The sequence below is a fragment of the Pseudoalteromonas sp. NBT06-2 genome, from assembly GCF_002276045.1.
Taxonomy (GTDB): domain Bacteria; phylum Pseudomonadota; class Gammaproteobacteria; order Enterobacterales; family Alteromonadaceae; genus Pseudoalteromonas.
The window spans coordinates 27,961-52,476 of sequence record NZ_NQMR01000026.1 but is presented as its reverse complement, the minus strand read 5'-3'; the positions used below and the strand labels follow the sequence as shown (position 1 = coordinate 52,476).

At 33.2% G+C, this 24,516-nt stretch carries 22 protein-coding genes and 3 pseudogenes; 15 read left to right on the top strand and 10 right to left on the bottom strand.

Annotated elements, in window-relative coordinates; translation table 11 throughout:
* Positions 1 to 8: 8 nt before the first annotated feature.
* The 5 genes from CJF42_RS07780 to nrtS form a co-directional block, all read right to left on the bottom strand.
* On the bottom strand, positions 9 to 2,999 hold the full coding sequence (locus CJF42_RS07780) for a TonB-dependent receptor plug domain-containing protein (protein WP_095366135.1): 2,991 nt from the start codon (positions 2,997 to 2,999) through the stop codon (positions 9 to 11).
* Positions 3,000 to 3,168: 169 nt separating this feature from the next.
* Positions 3,169 to 4,323, bottom strand: coding sequence for a glycerol-3-phosphate dehydrogenase/oxidase (locus tag CJF42_RS07775; protein ID WP_095366134.1), 1,155 nt, complete (start codon positions 4,321 to 4,323; stop codon positions 3,169 to 3,171).
* 96 nt (positions 4,324 to 4,419) lie between these two features.
* Entirely contained in the window at positions 4,420 to 4,761 is a 342-nt protein-coding gene (locus tag CJF42_RS07770; protein ID WP_095366133.1) for a hypothetical protein, read from the bottom strand.
* The gene (locus tag CJF42_RS07765; RefSeq protein WP_095366132.1) at positions 4,761 to 5,669 is read right to left on the bottom strand and encodes a methyl-accepting chemotaxis protein; all 909 of its coding nucleotides are present in this window, start codon (positions 5,667 to 5,669) and stop codon (positions 4,761 to 4,763) included. The genes CJF42_RS07770 and CJF42_RS07765 overlap by 1 nt, the downstream gene beginning before the upstream one ends.
* 20 nt (positions 5,670 to 5,689) lie before the next feature.
* Positions 5,690 to 5,917, bottom strand: coding sequence for a nitrate/nitrite transporter NrtS (gene nrtS / locus CJF42_RS07760; RefSeq protein ID WP_095366131.1), 228 nt, complete (start codon positions 5,915 to 5,917; stop codon positions 5,690 to 5,692).
* A gap of 175 nt (positions 5,918 to 6,092) precedes the next feature.
* Between nrtS and CJF42_RS07755 the strand changes: the two genes are divergently transcribed.
* The 4 genes from CJF42_RS07755 to CJF42_RS07740 all read left to right on the top strand — a co-directional run bounded on the left by CJF42_RS07755 (position 6,093) and on the right by CJF42_RS07740 (position 10,324).
* Complete coding sequence (locus CJF42_RS07755; RefSeq protein WP_095366130.1) at positions 6,093 to 6,308, top strand: dodecin; 216 nt, start codon at positions 6,093 to 6,095, stop codon at positions 6,306 to 6,308.
* 161 nt (positions 6,309 to 6,469) lie between these two features.
* Positions 6,470 to 6,979 carry a phosphatase PAP2 family protein gene (locus tag CJF42_RS07750; RefSeq protein ID WP_252097556.1) on the top strand — a complete coding sequence of 170 codons (510 nt, stop codon included), beginning with the start codon at positions 6,470 to 6,472 and terminating at the stop codon, positions 6,977 to 6,979.
* The gene (locus CJF42_RS07745; protein ID WP_095366129.1) at positions 6,980 to 7,999 is read left to right on the top strand and encodes an MJ1255/VC2487 family glycosyltransferase; all 1,020 of its coding nucleotides are present in this window, start codon (positions 6,980 to 6,982) and stop codon (positions 7,997 to 7,999) included. It abuts the gene before it with no gap.
* A gap of 504 nt (positions 8,000 to 8,503) precedes the next feature.
* Positions 8,504 to 10,324 (top strand): acyl-CoA dehydrogenase C-terminal domain-containing protein, encoded by a 1,821-nt coding sequence (locus tag CJF42_RS07740; RefSeq protein ID WP_095366128.1) that lies wholly within the window; start codon positions 8,504 to 8,506, stop codon positions 10,322 to 10,324.
* Positions 10,325 to 10,498: 174 nt separating this feature from the next.
* Here the strand turns inward: CJF42_RS07740 and CJF42_RS07735 are convergent, their stop codons facing one another.
* From CJF42_RS07735 to CJF42_RS29260, 3 genes and pseudogenes are all read right to left on the bottom strand, one after another.
* On the bottom strand, positions 10,499 to 10,924 hold the full coding sequence (locus tag CJF42_RS07735) for a VOC family protein (RefSeq protein ID WP_095366127.1): 426 nt from the start codon (positions 10,922 to 10,924) through the stop codon (positions 10,499 to 10,501).
* A gap of 23 nt (positions 10,925 to 10,947) precedes the next feature.
* Positions 10,948 to 11,130 (bottom strand): cupin domain-containing protein, encoded by a 183-nt coding sequence (locus CJF42_RS07730; protein WP_252097555.1) that lies wholly within the window; start codon positions 11,128 to 11,130, stop codon positions 10,948 to 10,950.
* Positions 11,131 to 11,152: 22 nt separating this feature from the next.
* Positions 11,153 to 11,281 (bottom strand): annotated as a pseudogene (locus CJF42_RS29260) (heavy metal-binding domain-containing protein); the annotation flags it as partial.
* Positions 11,282 to 11,526: 245 nt separating this feature from the next.
* Here CJF42_RS29260 and CJF42_RS07720 point away from each other — a divergent pair.
* Both CJF42_RS07720 and CJF42_RS07715 read left to right on the top strand, forming a co-directional pair.
* Positions 11,527 to 11,758, top strand: a pseudogene (locus tag CJF42_RS07720) (DUF6500 family protein).
* A gap of 23 nt (positions 11,759 to 11,781) precedes the next feature.
* A complete protein-coding gene (locus tag CJF42_RS07715; protein WP_095366125.1) occupies positions 11,782 to 12,420 on the top strand; it encodes a glutathione S-transferase family protein in 639 nt (212 codons plus the stop codon).
* A gap of 169 nt (positions 12,421 to 12,589) precedes the next feature.
* Here the strand turns inward: CJF42_RS07715 and CJF42_RS07710 are convergent, their stop codons facing one another.
* A complete protein-coding gene (locus CJF42_RS07710; protein ID WP_095366124.1) occupies positions 12,590 to 13,612 on the bottom strand; it encodes a sensor domain-containing diguanylate cyclase in 1,023 nt (340 codons plus the stop codon).
* 339 nt (positions 13,613 to 13,951) lie between these two features.
* On the opposite strand from CJF42_RS07710, the pseudogene tnpA reads away from it, so the two are divergent.
* The 3 genes and pseudogenes from tnpA to CJF42_RS07695 form a co-directional block, all read left to right on the top strand.
* Positions 13,952 to 14,362: pseudogene (tnpA, locus tag CJF42_RS07705) on the top strand (IS200/IS605 family transposase); the annotation flags it as partial.
* Positions 14,363 to 14,918: 556 nt separating this feature from the next.
* On the top strand, positions 14,919 to 15,992 hold the full coding sequence (locus CJF42_RS07700) for a sensor histidine kinase (RefSeq protein WP_095366122.1): 1,074 nt from the start codon (positions 14,919 to 14,921) through the stop codon (positions 15,990 to 15,992).
* Entirely contained in the window at positions 15,985 to 16,734 is a 750-nt protein-coding gene (locus CJF42_RS07695; RefSeq protein WP_095366121.1) for a LytR/AlgR family response regulator transcription factor, read from the top strand. Before CJF42_RS07700 ends, CJF42_RS07695 begins: the two co-directional genes overlap by 8 nt.
* 843 nt (positions 16,735 to 17,577) lie before the next feature.
* Here the strand turns inward: CJF42_RS07695 and CJF42_RS07685 are convergent.
* On the bottom strand, positions 17,578 to 17,874 hold the full coding sequence (locus CJF42_RS07685) for a DUF2913 family protein (RefSeq protein WP_095366119.1): 297 nt from the start codon (positions 17,872 to 17,874) through the stop codon (positions 17,578 to 17,580).
* A 682-nt stretch (positions 17,875 to 18,556) separates the two neighbouring features.
* On the opposite strand from CJF42_RS07685, the gene CJF42_RS07680 reads away from it, so the two are divergent.
* From CJF42_RS07680 to CJF42_RS07655, 6 genes are all read left to right on the top strand, one after another.
* Positions 18,557 to 19,609, top strand: a complete 1,053-nt coding sequence (locus tag CJF42_RS07680) for a hypothetical protein (RefSeq protein ID WP_095366118.1) — start codon at positions 18,557 to 18,559, stop codon at positions 19,607 to 19,609.
* Positions 19,610 to 19,768: 159 nt separating this feature from the next.
* On the top strand, positions 19,769 to 20,950 hold the full coding sequence (opgC, locus tag CJF42_RS07675; protein ID WP_170940527.1) for an OpgC domain-containing protein: 1,182 nt from the start codon (positions 19,769 to 19,771) through the stop codon (positions 20,948 to 20,950).
* Positions 20,937 to 21,746, top strand: a complete 810-nt coding sequence (locus tag CJF42_RS07670) for a carboxylesterase family protein (protein WP_095366116.1) — start codon at positions 20,937 to 20,939, stop codon at positions 21,744 to 21,746. Before opgC ends, CJF42_RS07670 begins: the two co-directional genes overlap by 14 nt.
* A gap of 1 nt (position 21,747) precedes the next feature.
* Positions 21,748 to 22,983: a fused response regulator/phosphatase gene (locus tag CJF42_RS07665; protein ID WP_141235508.1), complete on the top strand. Its 1,236-nt coding sequence runs from the start codon at positions 21,748 to 21,750 to the stop codon at positions 22,981 to 22,983.
* The gene (locus CJF42_RS07660; RefSeq protein ID WP_095366114.1) at positions 22,970 to 23,308 is read left to right on the top strand and encodes an STAS domain-containing protein; all 339 of its coding nucleotides are present in this window, start codon (positions 22,970 to 22,972) and stop codon (positions 23,306 to 23,308) included. The genes CJF42_RS07665 and CJF42_RS07660 overlap by 14 nt, the downstream gene beginning before the upstream one ends.
* 14 nt (positions 23,309 to 23,322) lie before the next feature.
* On the top strand, positions 23,323 to 24,501 hold the full coding sequence (locus tag CJF42_RS07655; RefSeq protein ID WP_212668788.1) for a nucleotidyltransferase family protein: 1,179 nt from the start codon (positions 23,323 to 23,325) through the stop codon (positions 24,499 to 24,501).
* The last annotated feature ends 15 nt before the right edge of the window (positions 24,502 to 24,516 follow it).

The window sequence follows — 24,516 nt, the reverse complement described above, 5'->3', positions numbered from 1 at the left end:
CTAAGTTGTTACAAATCAAACTGCATACCTGCATAATATTTACGACCTATGCCATCATATAATAACCCGCCAGCATTTAAATTAGGTAATGCTGCTGGTTTTTTATTTGCCACATTATCTATACCTAAATACAAAGAAATAGAATCGTTATATGAATAACTTAAGTTAAGGTTATGATATGTGTATGCCTTTACTTTGTTATTAAAAGTATCAGGATATTCCTCCGGATTAGCTTCTTTATTAAATGTAGACTCACCAATATAGTTTACGGTCCAACTCGTTACCATATTATCTGTTGTTAAAGCCGATGTGATTAATGCTCTAAAGTGTGGTGAGCCCACTTCACCTGCTTGACTATCTATATCAGTTGGATCAGCAGCGTTTTGTTGGAATGTTTTTTCATCTAAATAGGTGCCTTTAAAGGTAAAGTTTAGCTGGCCTAGTGATAAATCATGGTGATAGTTGATATCTAAATCAGTACCATTAGCCGCAAAATTCGCAGCATTAATGCTTTGCGTAGAGACCAATAAAATTTGACCTTCATTATCTCTTTTTACTGCGTCACAAAATACACTGTTTAGGCTTTGGCCATCAACACAGTTGTTTAAAATATCAGTGGCTTCAAATGTGGTAATGGCATCTTCAATATTGATATCCCAATAATCGACTGCAATGCTTAGTTCATTAAATGGTGTATAAACTAGACCTACAGTTAACGTATCTGCAATTTCAGGGTTAAGTTCAATATTACCTTTACTTGCTATTGATCGCGTACCAAATGAAGCATTAGATACAAAATCTGGTGCCAAGCCTAAACTTGCACAATTAGCAATTCGATTACTCCCTTGAGGGCCTAATAATTGGTTATCTCTATGACATGGATCATCCATACGTGCGCCACCAATTGATTCGGCAGAAAACAGCTCTTCAATATTTGGTGCACGTACCGCATGAGAATAAGTATAACGGGTTCTAAAGTCACTATTTATCGCCCAGTTTAGTGCCATTTTATAGGTTGAATCCCCACCAGTTACACTGTGATTTGAATATCTTGCAGCTAACTCAAGATCTAAGATTTCTATTGCTGGTTGACTTTCAATTAAAGGCACAAGTAATTCAGCATAAATTTCTTTTACATTATAGCTACCTGTAACTGGACTTAAGTACGAATTTTCTGGGCGAGTAGGGCCGGTACGCGAACCTACTAAACCTGAGCCAACACCATCAGCATCAACTGCTTGAGATAATGGATCAGGATCACTATTAGAGGTTTCTTTTCGATATTCTACACCAACTGCAAAATCTACCGTCCCAGCTGGTGCTTCTAATAGTTCACCACTGAGAGAAAATGCTGCAACAGTTTGCTCAATTGATTCATTTTGTTGTAACGTCACTCCAACATAATCTTTTGCAGCATCAGATGCTAAACCATTAATCGGATTATATGCGACACAGTCAGGGTTTTGGGCTGCATCCCGACACACAGCATTACCATTAGCATCGGTAACAGCATCTAAAGCATGATAGTAGTTTTCATTTAATACATCTACAGAATTTAATTCACTCTCAACCTTACCGTGTTGAACATAAAAGTTATAGTCATATTCAGAGAAAGTGCCTTCAGCACCAAATGTAAATTGTGTTGTTTCTCTGATATTTTCATTTCTCGCATTTAAACCAATCACTGCTAAAGCAACAACATCTAATTCTCTTTGTTGCATGATATCTACAAGTTGTTGAGGTCTAAACGGGTTATCTTTAGTAATTGAGATAAGAGGTCCAAAGTTATCATCATGAAAAACAGATGCTTGTGTTGATACAGCTGACTCTACCTTGCCATACTTTGCTTCTGTAAATAACCTGAGCTCATTATTTACATCATAGCGGCCATTTATATTAAAAATAACACGCTCGCTTGGAGAATTTAGGGTGCCTGTTTCTTGCGTTCTAAAACCATCGCCTCCATCACAAGGAACAACCTGACAGTTAATGCCAGGTACAAAATCTCTGAACTGGCCCGTTTCTCTATCTATCGCATAGGTATCATAACCTAAACCAAATGGATCGTTGGCAAAGGTGGGTGGTAAGTTATTATTGATAATGTCTGAACCATCTCCACCTACCCAGTTATTATTTGGCACATAAAATAACCCCTCTTTACTGAGTGCTTGGAAACGTACATCATTAAAGAAAATGGTATCTGCGATGCCATCATCAGGGCCAGTATTAAGCGGATTAACTCTGAATGCGTATCGATTTAATGCATAATCTCTTGCGGTAAAGGGAATTTCTTCCTCATTTGAATAAGATAAGTGAGCAGTAATATTTCCCTTATTGTTATCAAAATTTGTACCATAGGTAAAAGACGCATCTTGGCTTTCACCATCACTTTCGTTTGTCATACCTGCTGAAATATCTACTTTTAAGCCTTCAATATCATCTTTTAAAATAAAGTTCACAACACCTGTTACAGCATCTGCACCGTAAATAGCAGATGCACCCCCTGTTATAATTTCAATATGATCTACAAGGGCTGATGGGATCATGCTCATATCTACTGCTGAAGTCCCAGCAGCACCAGGTACATGCCTACGACCATTCACTAATACTAAGGTTCTGTTTGTGCCTAAGCCTCTTAAGTTAGCAAGTTCTAACCCTGCATTATTTAAAGAAAAACTATCACCGCTATTGGTATTATTACCTGCACCACCGATACCATCTAATAAAGCCGGATATTTATTGAGTAAATCACCAATATTTTTAGCGCCAGACATTTCAATAGCTGCAGAATCTATCACAGTGGTTGGTGTGGTCATCTGTGCGCTAGAGCGCTGTATACGAGAACCGGTGACAATAATGCGTTCTACTTGCTCATCAGCTTCAATTTCAGCGGCATAACTTGGTGCTGCTGCGTAAATTGAGCTTAAAGCCGCGAACATAAATGATTTTTTTATAGCACCTGCCAGTTGTGTTTTGTTAAAAATTAAATGGTTATTCATTTATTTACGCCCTTTTATTATAATTATAATTTATTTAGAATGACTTACCACGCCATATCTAAGATACCCTCTTAGATTAAACATAACAAGTGAGATGCTTATGAGCAATATATTGTTATATTTATTTACAATTTTTGAATTATAAAGGGAGTATTCTGGTTTTTAGAACTTATAATTTGATGCTATCAATATTGGCACGGATTTTTTTTGCACCGATTTGTTTTTTTACTTTCTTAACAACTTTTTTAGCTGCCATTCTAAATGTGGTTAACTTGCCACCATATAAACTAATGATATTTGGATTGTTTTGATCTTGCCAAATAATGCTTTCCCGCGGTCTTGAGAATGCAGTATCACTGTGCTTTGGTAGCACGCGAATACCCGCAAAAGAACGTATTATTTTTGGTAATTCGCCTTTATAGTAACTTTGGTAAGCTGATAATAAATAATCAATCTCTTCAGCATGTGGGCTAATATATTCAGGTAATTCTTGTAATAGTACTTCAGTTGTTCCGATGAGTGTTTTTCCATACCAAGGCATCACAAATATAACACGCTGATCTGTTTTTACTTCTAAGTAAAAGATTTTTTTAGGCGCTGTTTTATCTAAAATAACATGAGTGCCTTGTACCCAGTCAATATTGCATCCCTTAATTTGCGGATATATTTTATTTAACGTTTCATTAACCCAAGGTCCAGTAGCGTTAATTATCATTTTAGTATTAATTTCGCATATATCTTTATTAAGTCGGTAAGTCACTTTATATCCGCTACTGAGTTTTTCGGCTTTTATAAATTCTGCATATGATTGTGCTTTAGCACCTAAGTCTATTGCGCTGTTAATAACACTATTAGTGAGTAATTGATCATTAGTTTGGGCATCCCAATATTGAAAAACTGCAATTAAACCATCAGTTTTTAATCCTTGAATCACAGACCAACTCTTTTTAGGAAGTTCTTTATACCGACTTAATTTTGTAAAGCCAGAAAGAAGTGCATATAGAGATAAACCTGCTCGTAATGTCCATACACTTCTTGAGCTGTCTTTATAAAGAGGAATGTAAAAAGGGACTGGTTTTACTAATTCAGGTGCAAGTCTAAGTAAAGATGTACGTTCATGAAGTGCATTGTACACTAGGTTTAATTGCATTGTTTCAAGATAACGTAAACCGCCATGTATTAATTTACTTGAACTACAAGATGTTTGACTTGCATAATCTCCTTTTTCCAAAAGTAAAACGCGATAACCTGCAGCTGCGGCACACTGTGCAACACCCGCTCCTGCAATGCCACCTCCAATAATGGTTACATCAAACTGCGTCATGAATGAATAAATCTCTGAAAGATCTTATTAATCTAAGTGTGGAAAATATATGAGAATAATCAAGTGAAAAAGATAAAAAGTTAAATCTTGAGAATATTAATGCTTGATATGCGGGTTTTCTAGAATAGAGATGAGTCTGTTCATTTTAGTGACTGTTATTTCTCCCATTAAGTCAGGGTTAGATAAAGCATAAATTTCATCTTCTACATTGTTAAAGTTAATATCTTCACGTATCTCAATAAAATTAGCCCAAAATTCTAGATCGTCACTTGTGATCAGGTTTTGGGTATACAGCTTTATATTATTGATAAGCATCAAAGGAGTAACGTGAACAAGTTTTGTTTCGCTCTCCTTTGGATATTGTGCTAATTGAGAAAAAGCTTCATCTTTGTTTGTACTAAATTGAATAATTGCTAATAAAGCTTCTTCTCTCGTCATTATATACGGTTATCTAAAATAAGTTGACTTATAAGTTGTTGACCTAAATCGACATTGGTGGCTGAACCATCTAATGCATGGCGAGTCTCTTCAATCAATTGTTGCATACTGTGTTTTATTGTTTCAGAGCTACTTAATTGTTGCTGTACCTGAACTATTGTAGATTCAACTAAACTTGCACTAGAAGAAGACATAGATACTAATTCTTGCAGGCTTTCCATGGTTGTATTGGCAATATCAACACTGCCATCAATAATGGTTGTGACTTCTTTTTGCTTATCAATTATAGAAGATGAAATACCCATTATCTTTTTCATTTCATTTTGAATTTGGTCAGCTGATTGATTTGCCGTATTTGCTAAAGAGCGTACTTCATCTGCAACAACAGCAAAACCACGACCATGTTCACCTGCTCGGGCAGCTTCTATAGCTGCGTTTAACGCAAGTAAGTTTGTTTGATCTGCAATTCCCTTAATTGATTCAACTAATTGACCTATGTTGCGGTTGTTTTCATCAAGACTTGCTAATAGTTCTGTGAACTCACTAATGTATTGTGCTGAAGTTGTAATGTTTTCAGTTAAGCTTTCCAGCTGTTGAATGCCATTAGCTGATGTTTGAGAAGTCGCTTTTGCGGATTCAAATGACTCACTAGAAGTATGTTCAACGCTCTCGGATTGCTCAATAAAAGATTGAATTAAGCCATAGTTATTTTCAATTTCACTTAGCCTATTTGAAGATGCAACATTTACATTTTGCGCATTTTCAGTAATTTGTTGCGCCATTTCTAAAGCGCCGCCAGAGATTAGTTGGTCTAAAATCTGCGCTTTGGCATTTAAGTCAGCTAATTCATCTTGTTTAATTAAAACATGTCCTTCTGGAGTTTTATCGCCACCAAAAAAATTAAACATTTGAAAATCCTCTTTATTAGTTATTCAGTAGCATTAGAATTCAACATAGAATCTACACTGGCATAAGTTGATACACAATATGGAACACAATAGGTTAATATTATTTTAATAAAATGGCTGAGCATAAGCTCACCATTTATTATGACATCGGCTTGATTTATGAAAACTAAAATTGTCCCCACAACCATAGCAACTTTTAATGAACGTATAATTACGATAGTACGTGTTGCTAGCTTTAGCCATTGCATATTAAATACTCACTGAGTAATCAATTGTTTATAGCGTAAACATACACGACTAATAACTTAACTACCATAACAAATAAGCTCATTTATAAATTAAATTATTTTTAAATATAGCTCTAATTCTAAAAATAGTTCTATATTTATACGTAATAATTTTTTTTACTATTAAGAGAGTATTATGTCTGATCACCATACCTATAAAAAAATCGAAATGGTTGGTTCATCCCCAACGAGTATTGAAGAAGCAATTCATAATGCAATTACGCAATGTAGTAAAACTATAAAGAACTTAGATTGGTTTGAAGTTGTTGAAACGCGTGGACATATCGTTGATGGCAAAGTGGGTCATTTTCAAGTAACTATTAAAGTTGGTTTTAAAATAGAAAATAGCTAAAAATAAAATTTAAAGCCTTAAATAATTATTTAAGGCTGTCAACTTAACTTCATTTTACTGTCACTAAAAAGCCACATCAGAGCCTCATTATCTTCAGCAAGCCATTCTAATCTAAGTAACAACATATTTGGGAATGATATGGGACAGATAAGGAGATAATTGTGAAACTACAACATTTAGATACTGTTATGTTTATGTGGTGTGTATCTGGGCATAAAAGTGACAAACTTAAACCCTTAGCAAATATAATCTCAAAATCGGGTGATGGATATTTACAGGTAACATTTCCGCTGATGTTAATACCAGCTGATAAAGGTATGTATCTTGTGATTGCTACTTTAATCGCTTTTATGATTGAAAGGCCAATTTATTGGCTTTTAAAAAATACTTTAAAGCGTAATAGACCACCTCAAGCGATACCTTTTTTTAAAGCGACTATTGTCGCTTCAGATGAATTTAGTTTTCCATCAGGGCACACATCAGGAGCATTTCTATTAGCTTTTGTTGTTTCTCAATACTTTCCTTCGTTAAGTTATGTTATTTATCTTTGGGCAAGTTGTGTGGGTATTTCTAGAGTGCTTCTTGGAGTTCACTTTCCAACAGATATATTAGCGGGTGGGAGTTTGGGTTCGGCTATAGGGTTTTTAGTAATTATAATAATGGGTGAGTAAATGAAAATTCTTTATGGTGTTCAGGGAACGGGAAATGGCCATTTAACACGTTCTAGAATAATGGCTGAGCATTTAAACAAATCGGACTTAGATGTGACTTATTTAATCTCAGGTAGAGATAAAGATGAGTTATTTGGTATGGAATCTTTTGGAAATTTTGAACATAGAGCAGGGCTAACATTTATTACTGAAGGTGGACGAATTCGTAAAAGAAAAACGATACAAAAAAATAATCTTAAGCAATTTTTTGCTGATGTAAAATCTCTAGATTTAACTGAATATGATTTAGTGATCAGCGATTTTGAGCCCGTATCTGCATGGGCTGCAAAACAACAGAGTGTAGATTCAATAGGAATAGGACATCAATATGCTTTTTTGCATGATATCCCAAAAGAGGGCGATACTTGGTTTACTAATAAATTAATACAAAAATTTGCGCCAGTGAGGTTTCCAATTGGTTTACATTGGCATCATTTTGACAGTCCAATTTTACCACCAATAGTTGATACAAGATTAATGATTTCAGATATAAAGAAAAATAAGGTTATAGTATATTTGCCCTTTGAAGCACAAAGTGCAGTCATTAATTTATTATCAAAATTTAAAAATTTTGATTTTTACATATACTCACCAGATTTAGAAAATAATGATAATGGCAATATTCATACAAGATCTCCATGCTTAACTGGGTTTAAGCAAGATCTAATAGAAAGCAAAAAAGTTATTTGTGGTGCAGGCTTTGAATTAGTCAGTGAGTGTATTCATATTGGCATTGATGTTTTAGTAAAACCGTTAGCGGGGCAAATGGAACAAATTTCTAATGCCAAAGCGTTATTGACGCTAGGCTTAGGAAAAGTAATGCATAGTTTAAATTCAAAAATATGTGAAGATTTCTTAACTTCTGATATTAAGTTACATCAAGCAAATTATCCTGATGTTGCAGCGTATTTAGTGAATTGGCTACAGCAAGGTAAATGGCATGAACAGCAAGAATTAGCTGATTTATTGTGGAAAAGATAAAACCAAGTAAATATCACTTGGTTTTAATACTATATTTTTAGCTAAAGCTTATCGTTTATAAAATACTCAGGCTTTGATATTACGACCTAGTTCATAATCGGTTAAGAATAAATCACCAAATCTAGGGTGTTTAGATAAGCCAGTTCTTGAAGATTGTGAGCGTAGTCTTTATCAAATAGGTTACCGACATCTAGGCTGACAGCTAAGCTAGTGATTGATAATCTGTAAATGCATTTAAGTCACTATCTGCTGAAGAGTAACTTAATTGTACTTGTAAGTTACTTAAGTTATATCCGGCATAAACTTCAAAGCCAGTTACTTCTAAGTCACCAACATTATCTTTGTGATAGTCATGAAGTCCACTTTCTGGTATTTGAGCATAGTCAGCTTTAAATTTAATTGAGACTAATCTTTATTTCTTTTGTGGTATGACCAGTTTTTTTGTCTGCTATACTTATTTTGACTAATATTAATTAAGCAGTAACAATAATAAGAGAAGTAATTATGCAAAGTTATAAAGCGCCTTTAATGGACATTAAATTTTTATTTGATGATGTATTTAATTATTATGAACATTACAAAAAACATCCCGAATTTAAAGAAGCGACCCCAGATTTAGTAGATGCTATTTTCCAAGAATGTGCTAAATTTTGTGAAAATGAATTACTACCATTAAATCAGTCAGGTGATAAAGAAGGATGCAAGTTCGAAAATGGTAAAGTTATTACACCTAAAGGATTTAAAGAAGCATATAATTTATATGTAGCAGGGGGATGGCAAAGTTTATCACATCCAATAGAGCATGGTGGTCAGGGCATGCCAGCCTCTTTGGGTATGGCAAAAGCTGAAATGATGGGCACCGCTAACTGGTCATGGGCTATGTACCCGGGCTTAAGTCATGGCGCGATGAATACAGTACAAACACATGGTACACATGAGCAAAAAGAGTTGTATTTAACACGCTTAACTGAAGGTACATGGACTGGTACCATGTGTTTAACAGAACCACAATGTGGTACCGATTTAGGCCAAGTAAAAACTAAAGCTGAACCAAATAATGACGGCACTTATAATATTACAGGCACTAAAATTTTTATATCTGCAGGTGAACATGACTTAACAGAAAATATCATTCATATCGTGCTGGCAAGATTGCCTAATGCGCCAAAAGGAACACGTGGGATTTCATTGTTTATCGTGCCAAAAATTAAAGTAGATAATCAAGGGAACTTAGGTGATGCTAATAATGTTACTTGTGGTTCTATAGAAGATAAAATGGGTATAAAAGCTTCTTCAACAGCGGTATTGAACTTTGATAATGCTCAAGGTGTTTTAATAGGCCTAGAAAATAAAGGTCTTGAATGTATGTTCACCTTTATGAATACCGCACGAGTGGGTACAGCATTACAAGGTGTGTGTGCTTCTGAATTGGCTTATCAAAACTCACTTGCTTATGCAAAAGAACGATTATCAATGCGTTCATTAACAGGTAAAAAGTATCCAGATAAAGTCGCTGATCCAATTATTGTTCACCCAGATGTACGAAAAATGCTGATGACACAAAAAGCATTTAGTGAAGGGGGGCGTGCTATGATTTATTATACGGCTAAAATAGTGGATGATATTGAAATGGCTAAAACAGATCAAGAGCGTAAAGCAGCCGACGACAGATTAGGTTTTATCACACCAATTTTAAAAGCATTTCTAACAGAGGTGGGCACAGAAAGTGCTAACCATGGTTTACAAGTATTTGGTGGTCACGGTTATATAAAAGAGTGGGGCATGGAGCAAATTGTAAGAGATGTGCGAATTTCAACTTTATATGAGGGTACCACAGGCATTCAAGCGCTAGATTTATTAGGGCGAAAAATTTTATTAACACATGGCCGAACATTAAAAGATTTTACGAAAAAAGTGTTAGTATTTTGTAAAGATCAAAGCATGTTGTCTAAAAATCCGCATAAACGTCAAATGAACAAATTTATTTGGCCATTAAGTAAAGGCATCGCAAACTGGCAGCAATATTCAATTCGCTTAGCATTAAAAGCCAAGAGAAACCGTGATGTAGTAGGGTCTGCTGCCGTGGATTATTTGATGTATTCAGGATATTTAGTGATGGCATACTTTTGGGCTAAAATGGCGCAAAGTGCATATGAGAAATTAGCAGGAGAGGTTGAAAATAGAGATTTTTATCGTGCAAAAATTAAAACAGCTGAGTTTTACTTTGACCGACTTTTACCAAGAACAAAATCTTTAGCAGCAACTATGATGGCAGATCCAAAAACCTTAATGCAATTAGATGAAGATTTATTAAGTTTTCTTTAATTTTAACTATAAATAAAGAAAATATTCACGAGGTGAAATGACGGATAAATTAAGCTGCCGTCTTCATTTGATCATTTACGAAGTGCTATATAAACGCAACTTAAACCCTTTTAAACTCGCCGAGACGGCGAATATTAGCAAAGCCACTTTATTGGTTGTTTGTATTCAATGAACCTAGTCTGAAGTTCTCTGAGCCATAGAGTGATGTGAATTTAATTGCAGTAAATCCCATAAATTACCATATAAGTCTTCAAATACGGCAACGGTACCGTAATCTTGTTTTTGTGGTTCTCTGACAAATTTTATACCGTCAGATACCATTCGATTATAATCACGCCAAAAATCATCAGTACTTAAAAAAAGAAAAACCCTTCCGCCTGTTTGGTTTCCTACAAAATCATTTTGTTCGTGCTTAGATGCACGGGCTAATAATATTGTGACGCCATTAGAGCCTGGTGGTGAAACGACAACCCAACGTTTATCTTGTTCTGCTTGAGAGGTATCTTCAATAAGCTCGAATTTAAGTTTATTGACATAAAAATCAATCGCCTCGTCATAGTCTTTTACCACTAAGGCAATATGTATTATTGATTGCTTCACGTTATGTTTCCATTATTATTTTATTAAATCCACTCATGCTGTTGTGATGAAACAGTTTTGTCACTTACGGTTGATCCAGTATGTGCTGTTGATGCTGGTTCTATCATCATAAAATGTGTATCTGGTTGTGGTTTTGGACAATGCTCAACTCCTTTTGTTTCACCAAGGTTAAGAATTATATTTTCAACTCTTAACTGTAAGGTCAATTGTCCTTTAAATACGATAAATAGTTAATATTTCGGTATAGCCATGTATTTCACCGCCAATATGTTTAGCTTGAACAGCATTGCCTGTAACGACACCTAGTATTTCTTTAATATTCCGTTCAGGGACTGATTCTGTGGTTGTGTAAATCATCAATTTCCTCGATGATTCATTGCAGACATTAAGTTGTGTAAAACAAAAACTATGATAATTATTATGGTTATTAGGAGCTTAGCACTTATGTTATAAGGGGACAATCGGAGCTTTATATTTAGGTTCTATAAATTAAATGTTACAAAATCGATGGGCTCAGTAATATGTAATTATAGTCTTCACTGGTAAAATGCTGTCAAGTTAAGTATTAGATATTTATGAAATTGAACTAAGTAGAGAACTTAATGAAAAAAGTTTTAAAACAAAAAATAATACAAGTATGTAATAACAAAATAGCACAAAAAGGTGATAACGTCGGTTTATCGTTTTACGCTTTTTTTGCTAATAAAAACGAAGAACCTGAGCTATTAATGGAAGTTGCAACTTGGTGGATCATGACTCAGGTGGATCATGACTCATAAGCTCGATCACTTTGAAAAAGCTGTAAAAATAAAAGCAATGATAGAACAAATTTAACGTCTATTAATTAAAGGAATATGATGTATATACTTTATTATTATCCACTTAACGCCAGTATGGCACCGCACTTTGTATTAGAAGAAATGGGACTAGATTACACATTACAATTAGTAGATAGACACTCTAATGCGCACAAATCTGATGAATATCTCGTTTTAAATCCGACAGGGCGTATTCCAACTTTAGTTGATGATGGCTTTGCAATATTTGAAAGTGCCGCTATATGTCTACATCTATGTGATAAAAACCCTAATAAATCACTTATGCCAAAAGTGGGTGATAAAAATAGGCCATTATTTTATCAATGGCTAATGTATTTAAATAATACCGTGCAAGCTGAATTAATGCTGTATTTTTATCCTCAAAGACATACAAGTGAAACTGGCCATATAAAGGCAATCGTTGAAGCGCAAGAGAAACGTATAACGGATATGTTTCTCTTGCTAGATACTGAACTTGAAGGTAAAGACTATTTAGTGAGCGATAGCATTACAGTTTGTGATTATTTTTTATTCATGTTGGCTGTTTGGGCTGATGAATTCAAACAGCCACCACTATCATTTAGAAACTTATCACGTTATCTTAAAAAAATAGCTAAAAGAGATGCAGTGATAAGTGTATGTAAAAAGGAGAACTTGAGTTTAGTTGATTATAGATAAATACATTTTTTGACGGTAAATACCGATATCCGGTTACTTGGAAATGTAGGTTTCAAAGCGTGGCTAGGTGTCGAGTACAAGCCATGATTTGTAATTCTTAAAATTTAGTCTACTAACGAATGTTCGCTTATTACCCATAACTAAATCATGATTCAATTACACCTAGTGACTAAATAAACTGGTGAATAATTTGATTACGGCCTTGTTCTTTTGCGAGATAAACGCAGTCATCAGCTAATGCTAAGATTGATTTTTCGCTGACATCAAATTGTTGTACAATTACAATGCCAATGCTTGCACTGAGTGTATCAAGTGCACCTCCCGATTTATCGATTGATTGTCTTATTCTCTCACTGACGTAAATTGCTTGTTCGGCATTGGTATTTGGCATTAATATTATAAACTCATCACCGCCATAACGAATACAACAATCTGTGTCTCTGGATTTTTCTTTTAATAATTTACCTATTTTTTGAATTGCTTTATCACCGTATGCATGGCCATATTTATCATTAAGTATTTTAAAATAATCAAGATCTAGCATCATTAAAGCAAAGTTACCACCATATCGAACACTCCTCTTTAGTTCTTTAGAAAGCTCACGACTTAAGACGCGACGGTTAAATAAATTGCTTAAATCATCAGTTTGACTTAGGGCAAATAGTTCATGCTTTTGTTTTTCTAATTGTGCTAAATTACGTCGTAATTCCAATAGCGTAATAACTTGGCGTGCAAGTGCTTTAAGGGAATTGATTTGAAAATCATTTAATTGGTTGGGTTTTGTATCTAAAACACATAAAGTTCCTAAAGCGAACCCTGAAGTGTTAATTAAAGGTACACCAGCATAAAACCTAACAAACGGTGCTTTTGTTACCATTCCAATATTACAAAATTTTTCATTAAGATGAGTATCATTCACCACCAGTATTTCATCATTCAGAATCGTATGTGAACAAATGGCAATATCTCTAGGCACAGACTCTTTATTGATACCGACTTTAGATTTATGCCACTTTCGTGTTTCATCAATTAAAGCCACTATTGCAATAGGTGTATTACATATATGAGATGAAATTAAAACAATATCATCATATTCATCTTCAGGTAAAGAATCTACTATGTTATATGATTCTAGTTCTAAAAGTCGCTCGCTTTCATTTGTTGGGATTGGCGATTTATTTTTGTTAACCATATCTAATCCTGATGGTGTCAATTGTTACGATCAGTTCAAACTAAATTGCACGTTATTGGTATTAAAACTGGTGTTGGTTTATACAATACTATCAACCTAAAAGTGATAAGTATATTATGGCAGATAAATAACTTTTCAATATATTAAAGGATAAGTTTGAATGAAAATACATTTAATTGTTACAGGATTTAGATTATAAGTACTAACTAATAGCAATTAAAACTTACTAAGCTTCTTTTTTGATTTAATCTGAAATTTAACAGAGCGTAGCGAAAATCTCAGGGGTTTGTCTCAGTCTGTAGTATCCATAACATGTAACTTTAAAGAAATTCTCATTATGTTTTTAGGTCAATGTATCACTTTGTGTCGATACCTAAGTATCGACGTAAAGTTTTTCCAGAGTCTTATAGTGAAGCGATGAAAGTTATAATTCAAAAAATTGGTTACGACATAGATATAGTTGAATTAGAAATACCAGAAGACTATATTCATATGGTCTTAAGAAGTGAACCAAAAATGTCATCAAGTCAGATCATGCAGGTGATAAAAAGTATTTCAGCAAGAGAGTTTTTCAAATTATATTCAGATATAAAAAGACGTTATTTCTGGGGTGGGGAACTTTGGACTCAAAGTTATTTTGTAGAAATAATTCGAAATGCAACAGAAGATACTATTCGTAAATACGTGCAGAACCAATTGGTTGAATTAGATAAAAAAGAAGTTCACGCAAGTCAGTTGGGACTCTTTTAAACTCGGTCACTTGGGGCCGATTCTTTTATAAAACTGAGATGTGATATATGAACTTGAGATTAAATCTTATTAGATGAATTATATTTACAGTTTTTATTTATCATTCTTAATACCTAATTTCGACTCCTTGATACCATATTTTGATCATTGATAACACCTCGTCTTTTTAATGTATAAAAATTAAGGTTATCTGAATATGAAGTGAAATGTTCATAAAACAAACATAAAGAAGTCCTTGCAGCATGTTAGATAATAGAATTATAAACAAATGTTTTAAAAGCACATTACCACTGGTTTTAATTACTGGTATACAAATAATATATTTTTAAGCTATCTATCAATAGCTTACTTGAGAAGGTGCGCCACAATTACCATTGGCTAACCGTAGTGTAGTAAGTTACCATCTAGTTATACTGACGGTTTATTTGATGTGCTTGGTCGTTATGCAACACTTAATGTCTCGTATAATTTCTAGATTATACTCATAGTTAATAAATATGACGTTTAAATCAATTTCCAGCTTTAATGATGACAAAACAATATATGAGAGACTTATATGCACAGTAGTATTTATAGATTAAAAACAATGGGCTCTTTAATGACGATTAATAATATAGTCGTTATATTTGCAATAAATTGCGCCTGTGCATTTTTAAAAACTGTTTACCATTTGGCTGTTGTCGAAAGTAGTTACGAATTCTTTTTTTCTGAATTATTAGGGTATATTAAGGTAATGAATATCCTTGGATATTCATTAGCTTTTTCATATTTAATATTATCACGTGGACCAGGCAGTAAAATGTCACTTGTGCGTATTGCTATGATAGGGCTTCTAGCATTTGCCGTTAGTTTTCCGCTTATTTACAGTACAGATACATGGAATGAAAGCTCTTTACATCCTATTTTACAAGTAACCATTTATTCAATGTCTACTTTGATATTTTCTGCTTGGGCAATCATGGTTATTGTTTATATACAAAGCCGTGAATCACAGCCTAAATTTCAATTGTTAAAACAAGAGATAGCAGAGCATTCTTTAGAAAGAGAACGTGTAGAGATGGAATTACATTTATTACAAGCGCAAATAGAGCCCCATTTTTTTTATAATACGTTAGCTAATTTACATAGCTTAATTGATTTAGATCCTGAGAAAGCAAAAAACTTATTAGAAGAATTAACTGAATATTTACGTTCAACCGTTCATCAATATCGGCACAAATTTATTAAGCTAGAAGAAGAGCAAGAGATGATCATACGCTATCTTAATATTCAAAAGATTCGTTTTTCTAGCAAGTTAGAATATGAAATTGATATACCGAAATCGATATTAAATCGACCTATTTTACCTATGTCGATTTTAACTTTAGTTGAGAATGCTATCAAGCATGCCATTGAGAAAAATAATGGCAAAGGTAAACTCGTTATTTCCGTAAAATTGGGTCCAAAACAAATGATACAGGTAGCTGTTACGGATAATATAGGCTCATTGAAAAATGATAGTTACGGCACAGGGATCACTAATTTGCTAGAACGAATGAAAGTCACCTATGGCAATAGAGGTAAGTTTTCAATTAACTGTAAAACAAATGCATTCACGACGGCGCACTTAGAGGTACCTAGCAATGGTTAAGATTTTGATTGCAGAAGATGAAGAGTTTTTACGGGAAAATCTTAATAACAAATTAATTAAATATTGGCCACAAGCAAAAATAATATCATCTGTTGAAAATGGTGATGACGCTTTAGCTTCACTCAATAAAGATAAACCTGACATTGCTTTTCTTGATATTCAAATGGGTGATTTAACGGGGATTGAGGTTGCTCAATTAACAAAACATAAATGTCATATTATATTTATTACAGCATACGATCAATATGCAATTCAAGCGTTTGAAACGGGTGCTATTGATTATTTACTGAAACCCTATTCAGACAAAAGATTACAAGAATGTATAGAGCGACTCAATGTCAGGCTTGCTTCGACACCTGTTGATATTAAACAAGCCCTTGAAAACGTAAATTCAGAACAGGGATCTTATTTAAAGCGATTAAAAATTCAAATAGGTAATAAGTTCTGGTTGATACCCGTTGACGATATTATCTGTTTTAAAGCGAGCGGGCGTTACGTAAAAGTATTGACAAAAGAGCGAGAAGCATTAGTGAGAATGCCACTTAAAAATTTATGTGAGCAACTTAACCCAGAAATATTTTGGCAAGTGCATCGTAGTACAGTACTCAATATAAAAAGTTTAAACTATGTACAAACAACAGATTGTGAGCAGATGAATGCCTACATGAAAGGATTAAATGAACCGTTAGCCATTAGTCGTAGCTTTACTCATTTATTTAGAAGTTTAAATGCTGAAATTTAATACTGGGATCCCAAACAAAATTATAAATGTTTCGGGTATTAATCTAATTCACTACAAAAAAACTCTGAACTACTTTAATTAAACTAATTTGAATTTAGATTACACACTCAGCATCTATTCAATTAAAAACTGTCATCTGAATATTTTAATAATAGAGTCGACCTTGTTTTTTTGAGTGAAGGTTATGCAATAATTATCGGTATTTTTAATTATTAGCACTCGCCTTGGTTGCGACTAATATTAACAGGCCTTCATTAACAAGAAATAATTATTTATTTTTGTGTAGAAAGTGAAACCATAATAAACCCCTAGTATGGAATAGGGTAAGTAAATTCTGAGTAGTGTGTAAGATTAAAACAAAAGTATTGATAACATGCTTATTTCAATTTAATATATGGATGTTCATTATATATCTAAAAATGAAGTAAATTCACAATAGATTTAAGAGCAAAATGTTGCTTTAAATCTTTTAAATAATTTCGCAAGTGATAACTTATAAACGGAAATCAATTTTATTATGAACAAAGACTTTATTCTTCAAAGGATATGCATTTTTACCGGGGAAGAAATTGATCCAAATTCTGATGAGCAGGTAGTTAGTATACTAAGGGAGGAGTTTAATATTCATTTACCTCAAAGAAGGACGCTTGAAGAATCTCTGATATTATCATGTAGTGAACATGAAGTAATTGATTTGATTTTACAATATAGAGCTGTAGGTTAGTCAATCATTGCTATTATTTATCACAATAACTAAGTGTTCCTCACAAATGTCCCACTAGAAATTTTATGGGACATTTGCGCAGGTCTGAAAAGCATAGTTGCTATTGTTCTGAAGCCACTTTAGGCTTTGGCAGTCTCAGTCTCAGTCTCAGGATTGCTCAGTTTAACTAAGTTATCTTTTAATCCAGCAAATTGACCTTTTTCTTTCGCCATACGAATAAGAGTTTCAAGAGTAGGAGCAACCTCTTTAGAAAATCGTTTTTGCTTATACGCAACAGTTAACCATTTACTTAAAAATTTATGTTCTGAAGTTGGACCAAAACCGCACTTTCCGGTTTGCTGTTCAAATGAAAGGCCCATTAGTGCACATTGTGCCATTTCTGTGAGCAACTGCTCGTAATTCTCTTCTTGTTGCAAAATTTAATTTACCTATATATTTAGTTGCGCGCATTCTATCACTATTTGAACAAACAGAAAATATGAAATGCAAATAATTAGCTAATAAATTATAAAAATAATCAAATAATTCATCAAAAAGTACGTTACAGCTCTTTTTAGTTATCGATTGGGGGTGATTTAAGCTTATCAACCTTGCATAAAATACTCGTTCCGTTATAAATTTATTTACCGTTTTAGCTTTACCAGTGTATGTAAATGGTAATTTATACCTATGCTACAAGGCAATGCGCGATTTCAGCAAGTCAAGAAGCATGTCTTTTACTCGTATCCTACCCAAGATCTGAAACCTGCATTCCAAATAGATAATAAGTCACAAGTGTCATTACGCTTAATATTTGTGACGAATTCAAAAAAACTAATGCAGAAATCAAAAGAATTTATAATTTCTTTGCCGTAAATTAGTACCTCAAACATAAACAGTAATACACATTATCAATCTTAATATGTTTTGGAATGTTTATTAATCAAACCTAAGAGTTCATCACTTCACCTGAAAAGGTTGATGTGGCGGAGCTATCATGACTATTAATGATGAAAATACCGAAATAACATTAATCATAAATGGTTTATTTAATAAGTTAATTGTCTAATATTCATTTTTATCTAAATAATTAAATATATTGAAAGGATCTAAAGATAAATGAACTATAGATCTTATAAAAGTCATCAATACTTATTGATTTTAAGTTTGTTAATAAAGCCCGGTATAGGGGTTACGAAAGGGGATAATCAATACAATTTTATAGATGAGGAAAGATACTTAAACTCTATCAGGTTAAGGGCAAAACAAAATGAAAAAAAATCATTTTTAAAAAAGAGCAAAGCTCCTACCCTCGAAAACAAAACCCCAATTTGGTCTGCTATTCAAACTTCTTTTACATTTCCGATTAAAGATTGGAAAGTTAAAAAATATTCATCGGAGTGGAAAAATTTAGCTTCACGTTTTAGTGGTGGTTTGAGTATCGGTCATCCATTAACTAAATCAGCTATACAATCAGGCGCTTCTCGTGAAGGGGATTTAAATGTTAATAATGTAAGTTATGCAGCGTCTTTAAAGTTTAACCCAATAGGTAATTGGTTTGCGAGTGGAGCGGTAATTGAATATAAAAATAAAGCCTTACAAAAACCATGGAATCCTGATTTTGTATATACATTTGGTTACAGTGATTGGCGTCCTTATACAGTAAGCTTAGTCTATGCGAATTATGGTGGGAATAGGCTTAACCCAAATCGTACTGTGGGTGAAAAAGGGACTATTTTCAAGCAAGGTTCTTGGTCAATAGGGTGGAAGTTTCCTATTCCACATAAATATAGCAAAATCTTTACATTTACAGAAAGCGGACGAATTGGTTGTAATTTTGGATATAGTGTTGTGCCAGAATTTTTTGATGCTGCAACCAGTAAACTAAAGAAATGGAAACGTACAGGGAGTTTTGGTTGTAAATATACAATTTCAGGTCCCTGGTATGTCAACATGACTGGTTTTTACTATTTTGATAAAAAACAACAGCAGCCTTGGAACCCTGATTTCACATATGGGTTTGGTTATTTTGACTGGCGGCCTGGGACAATAACACTCCAATATAATAATTACTCAGGTAATCGCTGGTCTAGCAAAACAAGAGCAAAAAATACAGGATTGTTTAAAAGTGGTGGTATCAGTATCGCTTGGTCTTGGGTATTCAAATTTTAATGCATCTATAAAGTCAATATTTTCCGCGTATGAAATATTTATAACCAAAAATTAATTTTCATTCTAAAAATCATCATGTTGCTATGTATTCGTGGCTTCAAATATCATTATTTAATTATCAAAGAGATAAACTTTGATAAATGTTATACAGGTCAGAATATGCACTATCAAGTAAATAAAGAAAAGAGAGATCTTCGCATTGATTTTATACGTGGCGTTGTCATGGTTATATTACTCTTAGTTCACTTAGAAATATTTTCATGGTTTAACTTTATTGTATGGGAGCGTATAGGTCTTATTTCTGGAGCAGAAGGGTTTGTTATTGTATCTGGTTATGTACTCGGCTTAGTTCATAAAAAAATCAATTTAAAAACTGGTTTTAAATCAAGTGCATTAAGGCTTTTTGAGCGTAGTGCGCAATTATATAAAATTAATTTATTTATAGTTGTAATTATAATTGCATTGTCAGCGCTACCGTTTATAGATTTGACAGTGATCACAACATTTAAAAATTGGTCTAATGGCCAGGTATATGAGCTATTTCCGAATAGAAATGAGATTTGGTATAGAACAATTGCAAATATTTTACTGTTAAGGAATAGCCCTCATCAGATACAAATATTAGGCTTGTATTGTATTTTATTATTAGGGACTCCAATTGCTATTTGGCTCTTTAATCAAGGTAAAGCTAAGTGGGTTTGTGCTATTTGTATCATTATATATTTTTTTAATATGTCTTACCCAATTAGGATCACTCAGGCTCAATTTGAATATGCGTTTCCACTTTTAAGTTGGCAAATATTATATATCTTTGGTTTAACATTTGGCTATTTTAAAGAAGAAATCACTTTGAAATTATCATCAAAAAATTATCACTATATAGTTTTTTTCAGTGGATTAATGACTTTTGGTTTTATGCTTTTAGCTTGGAATTCACCAAATAATGCTTTTCCACCCAATGTGAATCTAGGCTGGATCGAAGCTAATACTTTTAATGATTTACACTATCGTTTTTTTGATAAAAGTAAATTAGGTATTTTGCGATTGGTAAATTACGCATGCTTTTTGACCTTTATATATTGGTGTTTAACTTACTTTTGGAGACCAATTAAAATCATTTTTGGTTGGCTATTAATCCCATTAGGTCAGGCAAGTTTATATGTGTTTATTATGCATTTGTTATTTATTGTAATGGTTGAGGCTATAACACAATTTTCAGATGTGAAGCCAACTTTCCAAGCAAGTTCTATTTGGTTTAATACTTTGCTACATGCAAGCTGTATTTTTGGGTTGTGGGTAATGGTAAAAAAGAAGGTTTTATTTAAATATGTACCTCGTTAAATTTTTTATTAGTTGTATTTATATTCTCAGTATTCCGCAGTGTATTAGTGCGGAGCAAAAGCAGGAAGATTTTGGTTTTAGGTATAGCAAACTCTCTATAAATGGAGATAAATATGATTATCAAGTACATATTCCTGAAGGTTATAAAAAAAAGAGAGAATGGCCTGTTATCTTATTTCTTCATGGTGCAGGTGAACGTGGAAATAATACTTTATTACCTACGAAAGTTGGTCTAGGAGCAGTAATAAGAAAACAGTCAGCTTTATATCCTGCAATCACGGTATTTCCTCAATGCCCATCAAAGAAGTGGTGGTCTTCAAAACTTTGTGAGCAAATCGCTTTGGCTAGTTTGGCCAAAGTTATTACCCAATACGCTATAGATCCTAAAAGAATATATTTGACAGGGATTTCAATGGGGGGATTCGGTGTTTGGGAGTTTGCCAGTAAATACCCAAATAAATGGAGTGCGCTATTTGTTATTGCAGCTAGGGTTAAGCCTGGAGGAGGGCATAAGCCATCAATTGGCAGTATTTCTTCTAAATACCATGGAGACAAACTTTATTTAATGACTGCAAAAGCGGTATCACATATTCCAACATGGATAGTACATGGAACTAAAGATGATGTGGTACCTGTTACAGAGTCTAGAAAAATGTATCAATATTTAAAATTAGAGAATGCGCAGGTCGTTTATAAAGAATTTGTTGAAAGTTGGCATAACGTTTGGGACAAAGCTTATTTAGATTCAGACGCAATACAATGGTTATTTGCTCAAAAAAAAGAGAGGAAACTTTAGTTTGTATGATTTAAAAGAAACTAAATTGGTAGTCGTCGTCAATGAAATTTTTATCCGAAAACAATTCCAACAAATTTTTAAAAAATCAAGCTCTCAATTGTACCTTTTTTCTTCTGCTAATGAGGCTATTAAATTTCTAGATAAAAATAATGATCTCGCTATTGTTATTTGTGAATTAACTATGCCAGATATGTGTAGTTCCGAATTGATTTTACAAACTAAGAAAACGAAAAAACTAAAAAATATATATTTCATATTAATAACCAATTTTGAACATGAAAACTCATTAGTTATACAAGGTAAATTTGGTGCTGATGATTATATTAAAATGCCTTTGGGTAATAGTGATGTTTTTACAAGAGTGCGTTCAGGTATTCGTTTTTTGAAATTAGAAAATGAATTAAGAGCCGAAAATAATCAATTAGTCCAAGAGTTAGATCGTGTTAATTTAGAGCTCAGCAGCGCTGCAAAATTACATCGTTCAATCTTACCAGAAACAGACATGATAACGAATGGCTTAGAGGTGTCATCTTTTCATACGCCTTGCCAATTTATGGGAGGTGATTTTTATGGATATAGATATATAAATAAAGATGTTTTTTCATTTTATCAAATTGATGTTTCAGGGCATGGTGTATCTTCGGCATTATTTTCATTTTCACTTGGCAATGAGCTATTAAAAACACATTTAGCCTCAGAGTCATTATTTTTACTTGATTCAAATAATGATTTGAGAATTAGACCGACTCACTCAACAGTTAAAGCAATTAATCAAAGTAATGCTTTAAATTTAAAATCAGATCTATATTTCACGATGATTTATGGTTTGTTAAATACAAAGACAGGGCAAGTAAAGTTCTGTCAGGCAGGTCACCCTCATCTTATTCATTTCAATAACGAAACAAAACTAACAAATGTTATTGGTGATGGCGGCTTTCCAGTTGGTGTTATAGAAACTGCTGAGTTTGAAGAGCAATCATTTAATATGAAAAAATCTGATCGCTTATTTATGTTTTCAGACGGATTAACAGAAGCACTAGATGTATCAGGAGAAATGTATGGGTATGAACGAATATGTGAACTGATCAAGGACAAAAGAAGTTTATCTATTAAAGACTTACTTAAATATATTTATCAGCAAGTCGTAAGTTGGACTGAAAATGAAAAACTTAATGATGATGTCACAATAACTGCGTTTCAATGGAACGGTGAAGGAGAAAATTATGAATTTTTCTAATAAAAAGATAAATCAGTCAATACTACTTATATCAATAGATCATCCTAGGTTGGACGCAAGTTCAACTCCTGATTTTAAGGAATATTTTTCAAATGTTGTAAAGTCCCAATTTTCAAAAGTAGTGCTTGATTTATCGAGTGTTAAATTTATGGATAGTAGTGGACTGGGAGCATTAATATTTTGTTTAAAAAATATGGTTGTAAATGGTGAAATCGTAATAGTGGGTGCTCAAGCAAATGTTCTGGGTTTATTTACTTTAACTAGAATGGATAGATTGTTTACACATTATGGTGAATTGAGTGATGTTTTGGCTGAGATAGCTTAAAAGGAACAATTATAATGATGAAAGCAATGATATTAGCAGCAGGTAAAGGTACCAGGGTTTGGCCAATAACTAAAACAATACCTAAGCCAATGATACCTATTTTGAGAACTCCAATTATGGAATCTTTACTTTTGCATTTTAAAAAGTTTGGTATTGAGGAAATAGCAGTAAACACCAGCTATATGGGAAGTGAAATTGAAAATTACTTTCGTGATGGTAATCAATTTGGAGTGAATTTGCTCTATTCATATGAAGGTTATATGAAGGACAAGCAACTTATATCAAATGCTTTGGGATCCGCTGGTGGAATGAAAAAGATTCAACAATCAACACAATTTTTTGATGATACTTTTATTGTTGTTTGCGGAGATGCATGGGTTGATTTAGATATTCAAAAAGCGTTTGAGTCACATAAAGAAAAAGAGGGGATTGCAACTATTATTTTACAAGATGTCCCTTTATCGGAAGTTCATAAATATGGTGTTGTTAGAAGAAATGAATTTGGTCAAATATTAGAGTTTCAAGAAAAACCCAAAATATCTCAAGCTATTTCGACCACAATAAATACTGGTATATATATATTTGAACCTGAAATTTTCGATTATATACCGATAGATAAAGCGTACGATATAGGAAGTGAACTATTTCCAAAGTTGGCTAAATTGAATGTTCCATTTTACGGTGTCGATATTGATTTTCAATGGGCTGATGTTGGAGGAATAAAAGATATTTGGCGAACAACATCTGATATTTTAACAAAAAAAATTGTTGGCTACCCGATTCCTGGAAAACAAGTTACTGAAAATATTTGGTGTGGTCTTAATGTTGATATTGATCTTTCAGAAGTCAATATCCAAGGTCCCGTGTATATAGGTAGCGGAACAATAATAAAAAAAGGAGTCACGATAATTGGTCCTGTCACGATAGGTGCTTATTGTGTTATCGAACAAGGTGCTATTTTAGAACGGTGCTCTATAGATGACTATACATGGATTTCAGAAGTTGTTAATTTAAAAGATAAAGTTATATTTGGTGAGTACTGTATTGATCATGGTGGAGAGTATGTTGAGTTACAAAATTGGCAAGTTGATTGGGCAATAAATGACAGTCGAAATCATTTTTTGACTCATACTTCAGAAAATGATTTGTATAGAGCATCACTTGCTGTTGCTAATATTGAAAGATCGTTTTGAAATAATAGGTTTCAA

Bases quoted from the DNA above. Each gene is read 5' to 3' on its own strand.
- opgC (WP_170940527.1), top strand. From the start codon at position 19,769: ATGCACTATCAAGTAAATAAAGAAAAGAGAGATCTTCGCATTGATTTT.
- CJF42_RS07695 (WP_095366121.1), top strand. From the start codon at position 15,985: ATGGTTAAGATTTTGATTGCAGAAGATGAAGAGTTTTTACGGGAAAAT.
- CJF42_RS07680 (WP_095366118.1), top strand. From the start codon at position 18,557: ATGAACTATAGATCTTATAAAAGTCATCAATACTTATTGATTTTAAGT.
- CJF42_RS07755 (WP_095366130.1), top strand. From the start codon at position 6,093: ATGTCTGATCACCATACCTATAAAAAAATCGAAATGGTTGGTTCATCC.
- CJF42_RS07770 (WP_095366133.1), bottom strand. From the start codon at position 4,761: ATGACGAGAGAAGAAGCTTTATTAGCAATTATTCAATTTAGTACAAAC.
- CJF42_RS07740 (WP_095366128.1), top strand. From the start codon at position 8,504: ATGCAAAGTTATAAAGCGCCTTTAATGGACATTAAATTTTTATTTGAT.
- CJF42_RS07700 (WP_095366122.1), top strand. From the start codon at position 14,919: ATGCACAGTAGTATTTATAGATTAAAAACAATGGGCTCTTTAATGACG.
- CJF42_RS07710 (WP_095366124.1), bottom strand. From the start codon at position 13,612: ATGGTTAACAAAAATAAATCGCCAATCCCAACAAATGAAAGCGAGCGA.
- CJF42_RS07660 (WP_095366114.1), top strand. From the start codon at position 22,970: ATGAATTTTTCTAATAAAAAGATAAATCAGTCAATACTACTTATATCA.
- CJF42_RS07765 (WP_095366132.1), bottom strand. From the start codon at position 5,669: ATGTTTAATTTTTTTGGTGGCGATAAAACTCCAGAAGGACATGTTTTA.
- CJF42_RS07715 (WP_095366125.1), top strand. From the start codon at position 11,782: ATGTATATACTTTATTATTATCCACTTAACGCCAGTATGGCACCGCAC.
- CJF42_RS07655 (WP_212668788.1), top strand. From the start codon at position 23,323: ATGATGAAAGCAATGATATTAGCAGCAGGTAAAGGTACCAGGGTTTGG.
- CJF42_RS07780 (WP_095366135.1), bottom strand. From the start codon at position 2,999: ATGAATAACCATTTAATTTTTAACAAAACACAACTGGCAGGTGCTATA.
- nrtS (WP_095366131.1), bottom strand. From the start codon at position 5,917: ATGCAATGGCTAAAGCTAGCAACACGTACTATCGTAATTATACGTTCA.
- CJF42_RS07670 (WP_095366116.1), top strand. From the start codon at position 20,937: ATGTACCTCGTTAAATTTTTTATTAGTTGTATTTATATTCTCAGTATT.
- CJF42_RS07775 (WP_095366134.1), bottom strand. From the start codon at position 4,323: ATGACGCAGTTTGATGTAACCATTATTGGAGGTGGCATTGCAGGAGCG.
- CJF42_RS07745 (WP_095366129.1), top strand. From the start codon at position 6,980: ATGAAAATTCTTTATGGTGTTCAGGGAACGGGAAATGGCCATTTAACA.